Raw genomic sequence first — 18595 nt, forward strand, 5'->3', positions numbered from 1 at the left:
GCACCTGTCGCCATACCATCCTGTAGGAGCCGCCGAAGGCTGAGAACCGTTGATCTTCAAGGCAAAATCAAAAGATCGCAGCCTTCGTCAGCTCCTACACAAAACGTATATGACAGGCGTGTTGCGCGGGTTTACAGGTTGTTACAGATGCCGTGTGCAGTCTCGCAGGATTGTGCAACGCGAAGGCAGGAATCGACTAACGGCGCGAAGGCATCGGCCCTTAATCTTCGTTCCAGTCGCAGCCCGTCCCCAGGCTGCCACGCGATTTCATGGAGGGTTGATCATGTCCAAGCAGATGCCTGTCAGTCATATGGCTTTCATTCGTGCACAAGCGGGGCGCTCGGCGGAGCTCGGTGTGCGCCTGAGCGCGTTGATCGAAGTCTCGCGCGCCGCGCCCGGTTGTCTGAGTTTTTCGTTGCAGCAATCGCAGTGCGATTCTGACCTGTGGCTGATCACTGGGGACTGGACCAGCCAACAGATGATGACCGCGTATTTCAACAGTCCGTCGATGGAAGTCTTCGCCGAACTGGTGCAGGAGCTGGTGGTCAGCAGCCTCGATTTCCACACCTTCAGGGACGTGTCGGCCGCGCAGGCCCTCGACCGGTGTTCGTCGCCGATACACAAACTCGCCGGTTGAGGGTTTAATGTCCGACTTGTTTGATTGAGCCGGGATCCGCGACATGGCACGTAAAGAGTTCGAAAAGTTTGAGGCAGTCTCTGCAATCGTCCCCGTCGAGTTGGGCGGCAACAAAGGCTATTACGCGGCAATCGCGGTAAAAGCCCTGGTCGATGGCGGCGCGCCACGGTTCCATACATTGCTCGATGAGCAGGTGTTTCCCGGCGCCATTGCTGCCGATGACGCGGCCATCAATGAGCTGGACAAGCTCAAGGGCGTCACGGATGACGCCGAGCTGATCTGGTAGTTACTTCTGCGAGCCTGGGCGCCACATCTTGAACAGAGCCTCAGGCCCCAGCTGGAAATAATCAGCAGGACCGCCGCCGCGCAGGATCGGTTCTGCAGCGGCGGTGTCGTAGATGCCGTCTTTCAATAGCCATTTGGCGATGTGCACCGCGACCACCTCACCAAGAATCAGCCAGCTCGGCACGGTTTCGCCATCGGCGCGTTGCAGCTGAATGATCTGAGTGACCTTGCATTCGAAGGACACCGGGCTTTCGGCGACCCGTGGAACCGAAATCACCTTCGACGCTGCCGTCGTCAGACCTGCCAGCTCAAACTCGTTGACCTCAGGCGCGACCATCGCGCAGCTCTGGTTCATCTGCTCGGCCAGGGGGCGGGTGGCGAGGTTCCAGACGAACTCACCGGTCTGCTCGATATTGTTCAGGCTGTCTTTGCGCCCGACGCTGGAGAAACCAATGATCGGCGGAATGTAGTTGAAGGCGTTGAAGAAACTGTACGGCGCCAGGTTGAGCCGGCTTTCGGCATCCTGCGAAGAAATCCAGCCGATGGGGCGCGGGCCGACGATGGCGTTGAACGGGTCGTGAGGCAGGCCGTGGCCGTTGGCGGGTTCGTAGAAGTGGATGTCATCGGGCATGGCGGGGGTATTCCTCAGGCTGCGTTTCGAATGCCGCCATAGTGCAAGGACACACCGCATATTTCCAGCCGGACGCAAACCCCCTGTAGGAGCTGCCGGACGCTGCGATCTTTTGGGACGCAGAGCGTCCCCGGCTGCATTCCCACGCGGAGCGTGGGAACGATCAATCAAGATCAAAAGCTCGCAGCCTTCGTCAGCTCCTACAGGTTGGGCGCAGGACACAGATGTTGTGGCCTGCCAGCGATGAGGCCTGATCAGTCAGTGACGATCCGCGAGTGTTTCTGAGTGTCCTTCATGGTGATGTACACCAGCAGCGACACGGCGATACAGGCGGTGACATACCAGTAGTAACCGGTTTCCATGCCGATGCTCTTGAACCACAGCGCGATGTATTCGGCGGTGCCGCCGAAGATCGATACGGTCAGTGCGTACGGCAGGCCCACGCCCAGAGCGCGGATTTCAGTCGGGAACAGTTCGGCTTTCACCACCGCGTTGATCGAGGTGTAGCCGCTGACGATGATCAGTGCCGCCATGATTAGGAAAAACGCACCCCACCAGCTCTGAATCGTGTGCAGGGTCATCAGGATCGGCACCGTGAAAATGGTTCCCAGTACGCCGAAGGCGATCAGGATCGGACGACGACCGATTTTGTCCGACAGGCCGCCAATGATCGGTTGCAGGCACATGAACAGGAACAGCGTGGCGGCAGAAATAGTGGTCGAGTCGGAAATGCTCATGCCGACGGTGTTGACCAGATACTTCTGCATGTACGTCGTGTAGGTGTAGAACGCCAGCGTGCCGCCCATGGTCAGGCCGACCACGGTCAACAGTTCTTTGGGATGGCGCATCAAGGTGCGCATGGCGCTTTCCTTGGACTTCTCTTTTTTGGTGAACGACTCGGTTTCTTCCATGCCGCGACGCAGGTACAACGCTACGACCGCGCAGAGCGCGCCGATGGCGAACGGAATACGCCAGCCCCACGCGTACAGCTGTTCGGTGGTCAGCACGTTCTGCAGCACGATCAACACGCCCAGTGCGATGAGCTGGCCGGAGATCAGCGTCACGTACTGGAAGCTGGAGAAGAAGCCGCGACGCTCCTTGGTTGCCATCTCCGACAGGTACGTCGCCGAGGTGCCGTATTCGCCGCCGACCGACAGGCCCTGCAGCAAGCGCGCGAATACCAGCAGAATCGGTGCGCCGATGCCGATGGTTTCATAGTTCGGGCTCAGGGCGATCAGCAGCGAGCCGAAGCACATCAGGTACACCGAAGCCATCAGCGCTTTCTTGCGCCCGACCTTGTCGGCGTACAGGCCCATCAGCCAGCCACCGATCGGACGCATCAAGAAGCCCACGGCGAAGATCGCGGCGGTGTTCATCAACTGCGCGGTGGAAGAGCCTGCGGGGAAAAAGGATTTGGCGAAATACAGCGAGAAGGCGGCATACACATACCAGTCATACCACTCGACCATGTTGCCGACAGAGCCGCTGAAGATCGATTTGATCCGGCTGGCGGTGGTTCTCGGTTTGGCCGGCACGGCAGCCGACCCAAGGGGCAGGGCGTTGGAGTTATCCATTGAAGGATCCTTCATTTAATTGTTTTTGTGGAGCGCGTCGGAACGCAGCCTGTCATGGCTATAGCAGGAGGTGTGCCAAGGGGCGGAGGGCCGGTTTAGAGGGGGTGACGGGAACTGGTGAGCGGAAATCCGCTTATCGTTGATGGAGGCTGAGCGGAAATTTGCTTATGCGGATGATTTTGGGTTGTTTGGTCCAAACCCCTTCGCGAGCAGGCTCGCTCCCACCGGGGAACGCATTTCAAATGTGGGAGCGAGCCTGCTCGCGAAGCGGACTGCACAGGCGCTACAAAAACATCTCTCGACTCAACCCATGCCGCTGCATCTTTTCATTGAACGTGCGGCGCGGCAGTTGCAGTTCTTCAAGCACTGCTTTGACATCTCCCTTGTGCCGGGTCAGCGCCGCGCGCAGGCATTGCGCTTCGAACGCCTCTTGCTGCGCTGCCAGCGACTGCCCCGGATCAATCCCGACCACTGGCTCATCGAGCCCCAGCACCTGACGTTCGGCGACGTTGGCCAGTTCCCGCACGTTGCCCGGCCAGTCATGGCTGAGCAGATGGCTCAACTGCGCGCCTGTGAGCGGCGGGAAGGTTCGGCCCAGACGCTGGGCGGCATTCTGGGCAAAGGTTTCGAACAATAACGGGATGTCTTCACGGCGCTCGCGCAACGGTGGCAAGCGCAGTTCAGCGACGGTCAGGCGATAAGCGAGGTCTTCGCGAAAACGTCCGGCCCGGGCTTCGTCGAGCAGGTCCGGTTTGGTCGCCGCTACAATACGCAAATCGACACGAATGCTTTGGTTGGAGCCCAGCCGTTCAAGCTTCTGCTCCTGCAGAACGCGCAGCAATTTCACCTGTTGAGCCAATGGCATGCTTTCGATTTCGTCGAGAAACAGCGTGCCGCCATCGGCATATTCGAGCTTGCCGATGCGCTTGCCCGAGGCGCCGGTAAACGCGCCACTCTCGTGACCGAATAGCTCGGCCTCAAATAATTGCTCCGGGATTGCCGCGCAGTTGAGCGCCACGAACGGTTTGTCGGCGCGCGGGCCGAAGTCGTGCAGGCAGCGCGCGACCAGTTCCTTGCCGCTGCCGGTTTCGCCACGGATCAGCACGTTGACCGGCAGCGTCGCCAGATCCAGCACTTGCCGGCGCAGCGTTTGCAAGCCACGGGACACGCCCAGCAGCGTCGCATCGAGCTTGGCGCGGTTGTCGGCAAGTTCATGCAGGGCGCGGTTTTCCAGAACCAGGCGGCGCTTGTCCAGCGCCCGGCGCAGACTGCCCAGCAGCGTTTCCGGGCTGAACGGTTTTTCCAGAAAATCGTAGGCACCGTCGCGCATGGCTTCCACCGCCATCGGCACATCGCCGTGGCCCGTGAGCAGAATCACCGGCAGATCGGCATCGCGCTGTTGTACCTGGGCGAGCAATTGCAAACCGTCCATGCCGGGCATGCGCACATCGCTGAGGATCACGCCGGCGAAATGCTCCGGGAGCGCGGCGAGGCACTCTTCAGCGCGACTGAACAATTGCACCTCGAACCCTGACAGGCTCAGCCATTGTTCGACGGCGCTGCGGATGCTGCTTTCATCGTCGACCACCATGACCGAATTGAGCATCAGATGTGTGCCTCCAGATCGATTGGCAGGGTCAGGCTGAACACCGCGCCGTTGTCGCCGTTTTCGACGCTCAGGCGGCCACCGGATTCATGCACGATGGCGAAGGATACTGCCAGCCCGAGGCCCAGGCCGTCACCCACCGGCTTGGTGGTGAAGAACGGGTCGAACACCTGGCCGAGGTGCTCTTCGGCAATGCCGCCGCCGTTGTCGCTGACACTCAGGTGCCACAGTTGCTCATCGGCTTGCAGACGAATTTCAAGGCGTTTGCACGGTTTTTCCTGCATCGCATCCAGCGCGTTGCGCAGCAGGTTGATCAGCACCTGTTCGAGACGAATCGCATCACCGCGCACCCATGCCGGCCGCGCCAGATGCAGCACCAGACTGACCTGCTCGTCACGCAGCCGCGCATCGAGCAATTGCAGCGACTGATCGACCACGGTCGCCAGATCCAGACGTTCGCGCAAGCCGCTGGGGCTTTTACGCGCGAAGGTTTTCAGGTGGCCGGTGAGGGCAGCCATGCGCATGAGCATGTCGTCTACCGGTTTGAGCGCCTTGTACGCGTCATCGACGCGGCCATGCTCAAGCAGCAGCCTCAGAGTAGCAAGCTGCATGCGCTGCGCGGTCAGCGGTTGATTGATTTCGTGGGCCAGCGCGGCGGACATCTGCCCCAGCGCGGCGAGCTTGGCCGATTGCACCAGACCTTCCTGGGCGGTGCGCAACTCGCGGGTGCGCTCTTCGACCAAGCGTTCGAGTTCTTCGCGGTTGCGCTGACGAACCTTGGCCAGGCGCCAGCGCTGGCTGAGGAACAGCAGCAAAAACACCAGCGCGAGCCACACCCCGGCGGCGGCGAGCGCGGCGTTGCGCAGATCTTCGAAGGCGACTTGCGGGCGGCGCAACAGATGCAGGGTCCAGCCTTCGGTCGCCAGCGGCAGCGATTCCCACAAATAATCCGCCGTGCCCTGCGGGCCTTCGACCTGGCGCAGATCGCTGTTGTCATCGAAGCGGCGCAGCGACACGTGAGTCAGGGGCACCAACGTTTGCTTGTCGTACTGCCGCGTGGTTTTGATCTCGGCCAGATCGCTGTCGCTCAATGGCCGCAAGGCGCGATAACGCCAGCCGGGCTGATTGGCAATGAAGATGATCCCGCGCGCATCGCTGACCAGCAGCGTGTCGCTGCCCTGGCTCCACTCACGCTCAAGCTCGGGGAATTCCAGTTTGACCACCATCGCGCCGAGGAACTCGCCGTTGTCGCCGAGCACCGCGCTGGAGAGGAAATACCCGGGAATCCCGCTGGTCACACCCACCGCGTAGAAACGCCCGGTGCCCTGGGTGCGGGTCTGGCTGAAGTAAGGACGGAAACCGTAGTTGTGGCCGACGTAACTGCTCGGCAGGCGCCAGTTGCTGGCAGCCACGGCAAGGCCGGTGTGATCGAGCAGTTCGAGGGTCGAGGACTGCGCCGCGCCGTTGATTTTTTCAAGTTTCAGATTCAGTGCGGCTTGCTGCGAGGCACCCACCGGGCCGGCCAGTGCCGAGCGCAGTTGCGGATCCAGCGCCAGTACGGCGGGCAGGGCGCGGTAGCGGTCGATCAGCGTGTGCAATGAGTTGGCGTAAAGCCCCAGTTGCTGATTGGCGCGAGCAGCGTCCTCCTCCAGCGCCTGACGCTCGGCGTGGCGCATTGCGAGGGTCACAGCGAGCGCCGTGCCGGCAATGATCAGCAGGGTGTAAAACGACAGGCGCAGGGTACGGGAGGTCGGCAGCATGCAGGCGCAAACAGGTAGAAAGTCGGGCGGGCACCATAGCACGCCGCTCACATTTGTTACGGCTGCTGCGCTATTTACACGGCAGTAAACCTGGACGAGCGAGAGTGCAGTATCGTCTGGGTGTACCTCAGCTCACGGATGGCGCTGTTTGTCATGTTTCTCAGGCTTTGCACCGTATCGCCGGTTGGGGCGGAGTTTTTACGGATGTCGTAGCTGAACGTATTGATCGCGTTAACCCCGGCAGCCCTGAATGACGTTTCAAGGTTGTTCATGCCAGTATTCAACACGTCGACCAGACCGTTAATGTTTTGGTCCAGCTTGCTAATTTTCTCCGGGGAAAGCTCGCCCGCGGCACCGATGATTTCATGCGCTATCTCAGGCAGGCCCAAGCCGCTGGAAAGTGCCGCACTTATTTCGCTGCCCATTGCTGTACCCGTCAAACTCAACGCGTTGGACGCCCCAAATGAGATGCCTTCTTTCGTTCCCTTCAGAAAGCCCTTTCGGTTAAGGGCAATGACCCCTGCCACCAATGCCTGGAATTTGTGGCTGGCATAAGTAACGTACGACCCGGTCTTGTATTCGCCTTTTTTCACGATCCTTTGCGGGTCCAGCTTTCCCGCTTTGAGTTTGATCGAAGCACTCAAGCCGGCTCGCTCCAAGGCATAATCGAAACCTAGGCTAATTGCTTTTTTTGCCGCGAATCCTACGGCGAAACCTGTTATTACGCCTGGGGGACCGGCGGCGGCGCCCAATGCAGATGCTCCAATACCGACAACGATACCGGCACCATAGGAAACTGCCTGACTTGCAAGATGGGCGCCTGTTCTGCGTGCGATGGAAGCTCCATAAGACAATGCCGAGCGATGATTGAGAATTTGTCTTTTGGCATCTTTAGCTCTGCGTTTGGAGAGTTTTACTATCTCCGTGTGCTTGAAGACTTCCCTCGACAGACGAGAGCGGGCGCTTCGAGGTGTTACCTCTCGCGTTGATGTTTCTGGAGGACCATCAATGGAGGTTTCCAGATACTGGCCGTCGGGATCGGTAAAGATCATCGGATTGTTGGCAACGAACGCGTACAGATTCAACCCGTCCACATCCCCCGCCGGATCGGCGCTCACCCACCGCTGCAACCACGGCGCGTAATAGCGGGCGCCGTAGTAATACAAACCACTGACATCCATTTCCTTGCCGGAGTAACGAATAAAGCGGTATTGGATTTCTGATTGCGGGGCCATCCACGCGGTTTCGCCAAACGGGTAATAGCCTTCTTCGCTGGTCACCGTAGCGTTTTCGTCCAGCTCCATCACGCAAGAGCCGAGATGGTCTTCAAGGCGGTAACGCAGCTGATCGTTGGTGGCAGGTGGAGGGGACACCCAATGCAGGCAACGGGCGTTGCCGACGCTGATGATGTGCAGTTCTTCGCCGTTGTCTTTGTTGCGGATTTCAAGGCCGGGCAGGTAGCGGACCTGATGGAAATGCCGCCTGTTTTGCGTAAACCATTCATGGCATTTGAAAACCCGCTGGCCCTGGCTGTAGCGATAGTGCTCGGCGTCACTGTCGCTGTCCTGGCGCGTGACCAGGCTCACGCTCTGTAATTCGTCACGAGCATTCCATTGCAGCGACGGCCCCTGTTTCAGATCCTGCAGATTGCCGTGACGGTCAAACAAGACGTCGAAGTCCGGATCCGCTTCACCCGGTTTCCAGCGCACCGCGCGGTTGCTGTTGGGGTCGACGAACATTTGCCGCGAATGGCAATTGCCGTCTCGAGTGTGGCAGGATTTTATGAGGTTGCCGCCGTCGTCGTAGGCATACGTCTGGGTGTAATTGAGGCGGTTTTTCGGGTCGGTCGGCTGCGGCAAACCGGGAATGTCCGAAGGCGGAGCGTCGTCGTAACCGGTGGCGCGAATCAGTCGGTACAGCGAGTCGTAGCTGAATTCGCGGTGGCCATCGACCCGCTGGTTGGCGAACCACGCGGGCTCGAAGGCATGGTTCTCGATGCGGGTGATATTGCCGACACCGTCGTAGAAATATTCGAAGTCCTGCAGCGGCGGCCCGGCCTCCTTGCGGCTGGACTGCGTGTGCAAGCGCCCGTCGGCCGGATCGTACGTCCACTGGCTGAGCACACCGTTGCCGGCCTGTTGCTGGAGGGGCTGATCATTGGCGTTGTATTGCGCATCCAGCAGGACCGGTTTGCCCTCTTGCCCCTTGATCAACAGATCCACCGCCCTGAGTTGCCCGGCAAGCCCATAGCGCGAGTGTCTGCGATGTCCACCCGCATCGATCTGCTCCAGCAGGGCCCCAAGCGGGCTGAACACCTGTTGGCTGGTGAACGGTTCGTCATCGTGAAAAGTGCGCCTTTCCACCAGTGCCTGACCCGTGAGGGCATGACTCGTAATGTCCAGTGAACCCGAGGGATCTGATTGTCGGATCAACTGGCCGCGGAGATTGTATTCAGCTTCGGCAGAAGCGGTGCCATAGCTGTAGGTGTCGGCCTGATTTTCACCGTTTCCCGTGATCTCGAACTGCACCACGCGCAGTTGGTCGTCAAAGGTCGACTGCCAACGATGGCCGCGCTCATCCCAGCTCAACCGTGGCTCACCGGCCAGCCCTGGCAGTAGCAGGTGCCAGCCAGCATCGACGCTGTCAGCGAATACCGTCTCGCCGTTCAGCGAGTAGACCTTGGTGGCGTTCGCAGCGGGCAGACGCGGATCCTGCTGCGCCACGACACGGCCGGCCACGTCGTGTAGCTGGCGCGATACATGTGCTTTTGGTGTGTCCTCTGCCAGCGTGCGCAAGTAAGCGATCTCACGGATCGGCAGACCGCGGGCGTCGATCACCGCCAAAACAGGCGTGCGCGAGTGAACGGCAGCGTATTTCATCTGAAGGTCCGAACGGAGGTCTGGGATTTGGGCCGCGGTTTCCCATGCTCCAGTTTGCGCGAATAACGATTGTCTGTGAGTGCGTCTTCCTTGTACCAGCTTATGAAGGTCTGGCTACTTTCGATGTAGCCCACGATTGCTTTGGTCTGCTCTCGCAAGGTGTCGAGTCGAATGGTCTTGTTAGTCGTCAAACGGCTCGTATTGGGCGTCACATCCGCCGTATTGACGGTGTTTTGGCCTAGACGCCTGAAGGCTTGTTCGACACCTGCCATTCGCGAAGCGAGGGCTTTTTTCCAGTCGTCGAGCGTGGTTTCGATTTTTTGAATCTTGACCGGATCGAGCCCGTTTTTGATGTCCTCGGCCTCTTGTACGCGCTGCCCCATAGCGAGTGCCATGCCTACGCCTGGAACAACTGATCCAACGACACGGTTCAAATATAATGCGCTCGCATCGGCTGGGTCGAAGCCTCCAGTTCTCTCGGCGATGCCGGTCTCTTGATCGATGGCGGCGACGCTTATTGCCGATGTCTGCGGAATCAATGGCTTGATCAGACTTGCACGGGACGTGATACGACTGGAAATCGCCCCGACGATATCGCCGCCGATGTTTCCGCCAATCAACCCTTCGGAAAATGGCGGTTTGCTCTGCTGAGTAAAGTTGGCAACGTGCGGATCGTCGGGAAGAATTGAGCCTATGTGCATGGCGCCGAGATAGCCGCCGACGAAGCCGGCAACGGCGTTGACGAACTCTCCGACAAAATTGGCGAGCAGCCGGCCCCCGAACTTTCCGGCTGCAATCTCCTGAAGCTGGTCAAACGTAGTGGCGGAGTAATCACCGAGGATGGTCACGAAGTTTGAGAAGTCGACGATTTCGCGTTTCTCGCGGCTGTTGCCCTGCACATCCACAAAGGAGACCGGGTTGTTACCGACAAACCCATACAGATTCAACCCGTCCACATTCCCCGCTGGATCGGCGCTCACCCACCGCTGCAACCACGGCGCGTAATAGCGGGCGCCGTAGTAATACAAACCACTGACATCCATTTCCTTGCCGGAATAACGAATAAAGCGGTATTGGATTTCTGATTGCGGGGCCATCCACGCGGTTTCGCCGAACGGGTAATAGCCTTCTTCGCTGGTCACCGTAGCGTTTTCGTCCAGCTCCTTCACGCAAGAGCCGAGATGGTCTTCAAGGCGGTAACGCAGCTGATCGTTGGCGGCGGGCGGATTGGCCACCCAATGCAGGCAACGGGCGTTGCCGACGCTGATGATGTGCAGTTCTTCGCCGTTGTCCTTGTTGCGGATTTCAAGGCCGGGCAGGTAGCGGACCTGATGGAAATGCCGCCTGTTTTGCGTAAACCACTCATGGCATTTGAAGACCCGCTGGCCCTGGCTGTAGCGATAGCGCTCGGCGTCGCTGTCGCTGCCCTTGCGTGTGACCAGGCTCACGCTTTGCAATTCGTCACGAGCATTCCATTGCAGCGATGGCCCCTGTTTCAGATCCTGCAGATTGCCGTGACGGTCAAACAAGACGTCGAAGTCCGGATCCGCTTCAGCCGGTTTCCAGCGCACCGCGCGGTTGCTGTTGGGGTCGACGAACATTTGCCGCGAATGGCAATTGCCGTCTCGAGTGTGGCAGGATTTTATGAGGTTGCCGCCGTCGTCGTAGGCATACGTCTGGGTGTAATTGAGGCGGTTTTTCGGATCGGTCGGCTGCGGCAAACCGGGAATGTCCGAAGGCGGAGCGTCGTCGTAACCGGTGGCGCGGATCAGTCGGTACAGCGAGTCGTAGCTGAATTCGCGGTGGCCATCGACTCGCTGGTTTGCGAAGTGGCTGGGTATGAACGCATGGTCGACGATACGGGTGATATTGCCCATCGGATCGTATTCGTATTCGAGGTTTTGAAGGGGCGATTGCTGGTTATGTTGTGCAGATTGCCGATGCAGGCGGGCATCGGCCGAGTCATAGATCCAAGTGCTGATAATGCCGTTGCCTGCTTTTTGCTCGACAATCTGCCCGGCCGCGTTGTACGTCGCGCCCAGTAAAACCGGCTGCCAGCCCGTCTGCCCCTTGAGCTGCAACTGTACGTGTCTGAGTTGCCCGGCAAGGTCATAACTCGACTGCTGGCGGTGTTCTCCGGCGTCGATCAGCTCCAGCACACCACCCAACGGGCTGTAGCGGCGGCGGCTGACAAAAGCCCTGGCATCTTCAAAGGTGCGGGTTTCGTGCAGCGGCTGACCCAGCAGGCTATAGCTGCTCTGGTGCAAGGCGCCTGATCGATCCACTTGTTCCCGTAACTGGCCGCGCAGATTTTGTCTGGCATCGGCCGAGGCATCGGCGTAGGTGAAGGTTTCGACAGCCGCTTGTGCATTTTCCTCGACCGCCACCACGCGTAGTTGGTCATCGTAGGTGGTGCGCCAATGACTTCCCCGCGCATCCCAGCTTTGTACTGTCTCACCGGCCAGTCCCGGCAGGTTCAGGCGCCAGCCGGCGTCGACGCTGTCGACTTTCAACGGTTCGCCGTCCAACCCATAAACCGTCGTCAGATTTGGCCTGGACAGACGCGGATCCCATTGCGCCACCAGGCGTGCGGCCGCATCGTGTTGCTGGCGGGTCAGCAGCGCAGTCGCCGTTGCACCGACGACGGTGCGCAGATACGCTATCTGGCGAATCGGCAGGCCACGGCTGTCACTCGCTACGAGCGAAGGCGTGCGCCGATGGACACTGGCGGTCATGGGGGCGGCGCTTCCGGCTCCCAAGTGTCGTTGAAGTCTTCACTGGTGTGGTACCACGGGTGATACGACTCGCGCGAAAAAAAACCTTTGGCATTGATCAGTTTGATCGGCCGGCCCAACGCGTCATAGAACAGCTGATCGAAAAAGCCTAGCTCGCGCAGGGAGCGATCGTCGACATAGGCATGGGTGTCGGCAAAAAACGGCCGGAACTGTCGAACCGGCAGCCCTTTGTTGTTGTATTCGACACGTTCGCTGACGCGCCAGCGCGGGTTGGCGAGCACTTCGACAAACTGGCCATTCTCAATGATCAGTTTGCCGTCGGCATCCACTGCATAGGCCATGCCGGGATCGACCAATTGTTGGGTCTGCAGCGCACGGCCGAAGCCGTCCACGCAAGCCTTGACGACCTGGATCTGTGCCGGGACAGGGTCGTCGGGATAACGGTCGGCGCTGAGAATGACGCTGTGCACCGGCTCGCGGTGAACGGTCGCGATGAGCTCGCTCAATGCTTGTTCCGAGACGGTCAGGTTGATGCCTGGCTGCAATCGCTGACGGGCGCTGGTGCAGATGTGCCCGCTGGGCAGGACATCGCCGCGCGCGATCCACTCGGCGAGTTGTTCAGGGTTGACGGACGGCGGCACCTTGCCCATCCAGCTGAACAAGTCCTTGCGCAACGTGCTGGCGGCTTTTTGCACCGCTGCCTCGGGATCGGCAATGGCCGGATCGGGGCGATGATCCTCCGGGCGGTTGTATTCAGTCAGCGGGCGGAATCCGGCGGCGTCACCGTTCTCCGTGCCGTGGAAACTGGTGGCCAGTGGTTGGCCGGAGGGTTCGTAAATGGCCTCTTCGGTATTCTCGTTCGGGTCAATGATCTGCCGCGGTTGCAGGGCGTGGTAGTCGTAGACGATGCGCGTAGTGCAACCGTCCGGCAGCGTGACCCTGGTGACCGCCAGCCCGTAGCCATCATATTCTGCCTCGGTGACACCATGGCTGGGCGTTTCCCGATAGCGTTGCACTCTGTAGAAACGTTCGAGATCGCCGTACTCCGCGAAGCCGAAACACGAAGAGTACAACTCAGGTTCGGCACTCGCCGGGGCGGGGGGCTCAAACAGAAACGGCATCGGCGTGTAACCGATGCTGGTCAGTTCGGTATGGATGCTGAACGGTGGCGGCAGGATGCTATAAGCCTGCAGCGCCGTCTTGTCGAGTTGCGCCAGTTCCAGCGGGCCTTTGAGGGCTTCGAATTCGGCAACGCCATCGTCCAGCGGCAAGCCGTCGGTGTTCACGTAACGCTGCACGGACTGGGAGGTCAGCACCCGCTGAGTCCTCCAGTGTGGCGAATCCTGATGCAGTGCCAATTGCTCGTAGGACACCTGATCCGGGGACAGGCCATTCGGCAATGTGCCCTTGGGCAAAACCAACGCGTTGCCGCGCTGACGATACGGCAAGCCGGGCCGCCAGCGCTCGAAATCGATCAGATCGATGTACTGTGCGCGACTTTCGCTCAGGTAATACGATTGCTGCGCCGGGTCATGCGCATCACGCCACCATTGCTGTTCATCCGGATCGGAGAAAGGTGGGGTATCTCCTTCGCTCAGGCGCCGTGCGTAATTAACGCTCAGCGCCTGGGTCGACAGACCGAATGGGTTCCAGCGCAGGTTGACCTCATGACTGCACAGCGGGTCATCGACGAATCCGTCGTACTGGTAGCTTATTTGCTCCAGTACCAGCGGTAACAACACGGCAGAGCCGTAATGACCCTGAGGGCGAACTTCGCGCACCAGATAGCGCGACTCTTGCACTGCAAACGGTATGGCGATCCCTGGCACATTCCAGTCGGCATCGGCATAGGTTTCGACGCGCGCCACCGCGCCGGCCAGCGCCCGACCAATCTGGTATTCGGTGTCGGCGTCATGCGGGGCAATTGGCTGGTCGAATTCTGCTTCTGGCGGCGTGCGGCTGAACAGCGTTTTTTCCAGTGCGACGGCACCCTTATCTTCAGTGAAATAGTGATCACGGGACCGATCCATCGATTGCCCGGTGTGGAACCAGGTGCACACCCGCACCGGCGCGCTGAAATCGGCCCCGTCATCAGCTGTCGCACTTTCGCTGTCGGTCTGCTGCAAATGACCGAAGCCGCGGAACTCACGCTCCACCCCGTCATAGACGCCTTCACGCCAGGTAAACGTCTGCGTCAGGCAATTGCCGGTAATCTCGTCGAGTTGTTGCTGCTTCTTGATCACAGCCACCGGGAACGGCAAATGCGAAACCGGCGGATGTGCGGAGGGCTGGCCTTGCTGTTTTTCGTCCAGCCATTCCTGTGCGGAGCTGCGATAGACCACGCTGGAGCTGCAGCCCATATTGTTGTTGCTGGAAGTGAGCAGGTAGGGTTTGGCCGACACGAAGTCGTAGCGCCAATGCTGCGGCTGCATATGGGGCACGGTCAGAATCAGACTGGCGCAGCCCAGGCCTTGTAGATCGGCGAAGGTCACCTGACACGAATGTTCATAACACAGGCCTTTAGGCCAAGGCACGGTCAGCGGGATTTGCTCCAGGCCGTTGCCGCCGCGGTTCAGGTAGATTTCGAACACATCGGATTTGAGATAGATCAGCGCCGAAGCACCAGAGCCATCAAGGTCGGCAAGCCTAACCCGTGAGGCATCGAATTGCGCATAGCTGAAGGGCAGCTCGCTGATCATGCGACCGGGTCCAAACTTGCCGTGGCCCAGATTGGGCCAGCAATTGATTGCATCGTGGCGAATGCGGGTCAGCTCAGGCATGTCACTGCCCAGCATCTGCCCCAGCAGTACCAGCTCCGTGCGTGAGTCGCTGAACACAGGCAAGCGATCGTCGTCGGGCTGGTGAACCACCTCTTCAGCCGCGGCGAAGCCCTCTTCGCGGCGATTGGCGTACAGACGCACCGAGCGAGGCCCGATCAACGCTACCGAGCTCAAGCCGTCACCGCTCAGGTCGCCAAGGGTCGATAAGGTGTTGAAGAACTCCAGCGGAAATCTATTGAAGGTGGCGAATTCGGAGAACTCGCGCTGTGCATTCAACGTTCGGAAACCACTGAAGCCCGGCTCTGCAGTGATCCAGTCCAGGCGTCCGTCACCGGTCAGATCGGTCAGTAGCTGCTGTGCTCTACGGGTGCGATCGGCCACCGGGATTTTCTCCAGGCGCGTCCATGGGCCGTAGTCGATTTCGTCGGTGTGCGGCGCACCGCGCAACGGTTCGCGGTAATACCAGCTCTGGTCGTAGCGACACAGAAACCCCGGCAGGCCTTCGCCATAGAGGTCGACGCACTGGTAAAAGCCGCCGTCTTCGATGCCCGGTTGGGTTTCTGATTCGAGCAGGCGGGCCGGGGTTTTATTGAGCTCGAAGGGTGCGTAGTCGAACTCCACCGGCGGCGAATTCTCGACAAAGCCACTGGCATCCCAGGCTTGATAATGGGCGGCAGCGATCTGGCTGAATGCCCATTGCGAGTTGTCTTGCGCAACGTGATATTTCAGCAACAGACGACGAACCAGTTTCGGCGCGTCGTCCGCGGAAGCCGCGAAGTGGTGGAACATCAGCACCTGCTGACACAGCCTTCGGGTGCCCAGCTCAAAACCTTTGCCGTAGGTTGCAAAAGGGTCGGGACGCTTGATCCACGGCTGCAGGGTCGCGCCGTCATACACCGGCATCTCTGTCAGCGATGTCGTGCGCTCGCCGTAGTCGAACAGCAGGTGGAAATGCCAACCCATTTGCGCGGGGTCAGCCTCGTCCCAGGCATACAGCTTTTTGCTCGCGGTGACGTTGCCGTAATACACCCGCTCGAGGTAGCGCTGGGCACGGTAGTCACGGATCGGATCGGGATCCTGGTTCTCCGCCTTGTATTGGTAGCAGATATGTTCGCCATGGGTATTCATGCTCTCGCAGAGCAACCAGGCGCTGACGCGCTGAGGGTAATCCGGGTGTGTCAGGCGCGAGTTGGCCGTCTTGCCATAGACGTGGAGCGAACCGTCGGTGGCATGAATCAGCCAGAACCCCGGTGCCGGCGCTTCTTTTGCGGTGGGTTGAGGTTGCCAGTATTCGCGCAGGGAGAAGTCGCCCTCCACCCGTGGCCAGTAGCGCAACACACTGTGCAGGCCGATGTCCTCACCGTCATAAGTGGATTCCGGGCGTGAGTCGGGGCTGCCGTCGGCGAGTTCCGGCATCCACACCTCACCGTCGGATCCGACGATGTCGTCATCGCCGGCGTATCGCGGCACACCCTTGCTGGTGCGCAAACTGATCTGGCCGGTATTCAATGCCCAACCGATGCCAAACGGGCCGTTGCCGGTCTGGCTGCTGTAGGTGAGGGACAGTTGCGGATCCCAGCCGCGTCCGCTGGAAGCGGGAATCGGCAGCACGAACGATGCGGCTCCGGTGGGGCCAACCGCGCCCCAGCTCTTGCCGATCGTGGCGATCGTCGAGCTCTTGGCGATAGACGGCGTAACGATGCTCAAATCTTGTTCGGCCATGATTGCGTCCGGTGCAGATACGGTGGCGGAGGTGGTTCGACGCTAACAAGAATCGGGGCGGCCGTAACCTGTCAGACCTGACAGGTGCGATGGAACGTTTTGTATGCATGCGTGGGTTTTTTTGCGCTAATTGCGCAAGGTTCAGGTAGGCAGGCAAAAAAAAGGCCGGTCCATCGGATGACGGGCCGGCCTGCTTTTTTTACGGTTCAGTACTTACTGCACTTCAACCGCCAGGCTTTCGCTGATCTTCTGCTGCCAGATCGCAGGACCGGTGATGTGCACCGACTCACCTTTGCTGTCCACCGCCACGGTGACCGGCATGTCCTTGACCTCGAACTCATAGATCGCTTCCATGCCCAGCTCGGCGAACGCCAGCACTTTGGACTTCTTGATCGCCTGAGCCACCAGATACGCGGCGCCGCCGACAGCCATCAGGTACACGGCCTTGTTGTCCTTGATCGCTTCGATCGCGGTCGGGCCGCGCTCGGACTTGCCGATCATGCCCAACAGGCCGGTCTGCTCGAGGATCTGACGGGTGAACTTGTCCATCCGCGTCGCGGTGGTCGGGCCGGCAGGGCCCACCACTTCGTCACCGACCGGATCAACCGGGCCGACGTAGTAGATAAAGCGACCCTTGAGGTCGACCGGCAGGGTTTCGCCCTTGTTGAGCATCTCGACCATGCGCTTGTGCGCGGCGTCGCGACCGGTGAGCATCTTGCCGTTGAGCAGGACGGTTTCGCCCGGCTTCCAGCTCTGCACGTCTTCCGGCGTCAGCGTGTCGAGGTTGACGCGACGGGCCGACGGACCAGCTTCCCAGACGATTTCCGGGTAGGCGTCCAGCGGCGGTGCCTCCAGCGAGGCCGGGCCGGAACCGTCGAGCACGAAGTGCGCGTGACGGGTGGCGGCGCAGTTGGGGATCATGCACACCGGCAGGGAGGCGGCGTGAGTCGGGTAATCCATGATCTTCACGTCGAGCACGGTGGTCAGGCCACCGAGGCCCTGAGCGCCGATGCCCAACTGGTTGACCTTCTCGAACAGCTCCAGACGCATTTCTTCGATGCGGTTCTGCGGGCCACGGGCCTTGAGCTCGTGAATGTCGATGGATTCCATCAACACTTCCTTGGCCATCACCGCAGCTTTCTCGGCGGTGCCGCCGATGCCAATGCCCAGCATGCCCGGCGGGCACCAGCCGGCGCCCATGGTCGGCACGGTCTTCAATACCCAGTCAACGATCGAGTCGGACGGGTTGAGCATGGCCATTTTTGACTTGTTTTCGGAGCCGCCGCCCTTGGCCGCCACGTCCACTTCCACGGTGTTGCCCGGGACGATGGAGTAGTGGATGACCGCCGGGGTGTTGTCCTTGGTGTTTTTGCGGGCGCCCGCCGGGTCGGCGAGGATCGAGGCACGCAGGACGTTTTCCGGCAGATTGTAGGCGCGGCGCACACCCTCGTTGATCATGTCGTCCAGGCCCATGGTGGCGCCATCCCAGCGCACGTCCATGCCGACACGGACGAACACGGTAACGATACCGGTGTCCTGGCAGATCGGGCGGTGGCCGGTGGCGCACATGCGCGAGTTGATCAGGATTTGTGCCATCGAATCACGGGCCGCTGGCGATTCTTCGCGCAGGTAAGCTTCGTGCATCGCCTGGATAAAATCCACGGGGTGGTAATAGGAAATGAACTGCAGGGCGTCGGCAACGCTCTGAATCAGGTCATCTTGCTTGATCACGGTCATGAGTCGCGCTCCTCTGAAACACGGGAACATTCTATGGGGCAGCTTGAGGCTTGCGGCTCACAGCTGATCCTCTGGCACGCCGGGGCTGCTGGCGCGACGCTAAAAAGGCGCGGCAGTATACCGCGCATCAAAGGGGCTTACACGGGTGGAGCGTCATTCGTTGGTCGCATGGGTGGGCGGATATCGGACATCGCATTCGCACTTCAAGATCTACCCCCTCACCCCAGCCCTCTCCCCCAAAGGGGGCGA

General features: G+C 60.1%; 10 protein-coding genes. 2 read left to right on the top strand and 8 right to left on the bottom strand.

The window, feature by feature from the left end; all coding sequences use genetic code 11:
* The first annotated feature begins 283 nt into the window (after positions 1–283).
* Together HU727_RS07285 and HU727_RS07290 are read left to right on the top strand one after the other, a co-directional pair.
* A complete protein-coding gene (locus HU727_RS07285; RefSeq protein ID WP_186530098.1) occupies positions 284–637 on the top strand; it encodes a putative quinol monooxygenase in 354 nt (117 codons plus the stop codon).
* A gap of 43 nt (positions 638–680) precedes the next feature.
* Complete coding sequence (locus tag HU727_RS07290) at positions 681–923, top strand: hypothetical protein (RefSeq protein ID WP_186530097.1); 243 nt, start codon at positions 681–683, stop codon at positions 921–923.
* Here the strand turns inward: HU727_RS07290 and HU727_RS07295 are convergent, their stop codons facing one another.
* The 8 genes from HU727_RS07295 to HU727_RS07330 all read right to left on the bottom strand — a co-directional run bounded on the left by HU727_RS07295 (position 924) and on the right by HU727_RS07330 (position 18346).
* On the bottom strand, positions 924–1553 hold the full coding sequence (locus tag HU727_RS07295; RefSeq protein ID WP_186530095.1) for a flavin reductase family protein: 630 nt from the start codon (positions 1551–1553) through the stop codon (positions 924–926).
* Positions 1554–1807: 254 nt separating this feature from the next.
* Positions 1808–3127, bottom strand: coding sequence for an MFS transporter (locus HU727_RS07300; RefSeq protein ID WP_186530093.1), 1320 nt, complete (start codon positions 3125–3127; stop codon positions 1808–1810).
* A gap of 283 nt (positions 3128–3410) precedes the next feature.
* The gene (locus HU727_RS07305) at positions 3411–4733 is read right to left on the bottom strand and encodes a sigma-54-dependent transcriptional regulator (RefSeq protein WP_186530091.1); all 1323 of its coding nucleotides are present in this window, start codon (positions 4731–4733) and stop codon (positions 3411–3413) included.
* Positions 4733–6493 carry a sensor histidine kinase gene (locus HU727_RS07310; protein WP_186530090.1) on the bottom strand — a complete coding sequence of 587 codons (1761 nt, stop codon included), beginning with the start codon at positions 6491–6493 and terminating at the stop codon, positions 4733–4735. Before HU727_RS07310 ends, HU727_RS07305 begins: the two co-directional genes overlap by 1 nt.
* 74 nt (positions 6494–6567) lie before the next feature.
* On the bottom strand, positions 6568–9372 hold the full coding sequence (locus tag HU727_RS07315) for an RHS repeat domain-containing protein (protein WP_186530088.1): 2805 nt from the start codon (positions 9370–9372) through the stop codon (positions 6568–6570).
* Positions 9369–12107 (bottom strand): RHS repeat domain-containing protein, encoded by a 2739-nt coding sequence (locus HU727_RS07320; protein ID WP_186530086.1) that lies wholly within the window; start codon positions 12105–12107, stop codon positions 9369–9371. Before HU727_RS07320 ends, HU727_RS07315 begins: the two co-directional genes overlap by 4 nt.
* Positions 12104–16609: a SpvB/TcaC N-terminal domain-containing protein gene (locus HU727_RS07325; RefSeq protein ID WP_186530084.1), complete on the bottom strand. Its 4506-nt coding sequence runs from the start codon at positions 16607–16609 to the stop codon at positions 12104–12106. Before HU727_RS07325 ends, HU727_RS07320 begins: the two co-directional genes overlap by 4 nt.
* A 213-nt stretch (positions 16610–16822) precedes the next feature.
* A complete protein-coding gene (locus HU727_RS07330; protein WP_007916251.1) occupies positions 16823–18346 on the bottom strand; it encodes a fumarate hydratase in 1524 nt (507 codons plus the stop codon).
* Positions 18347–18595 lie beyond the last annotated feature (249 nt).

It is taken from the genome of Pseudomonas khorasanensis, assembly GCF_014268505.2.
Classification (GTDB): Bacteria; Pseudomonadota; Gammaproteobacteria; order Pseudomonadales; family Pseudomonadaceae; genus Aquipseudomonas; species Aquipseudomonas khorasanensis.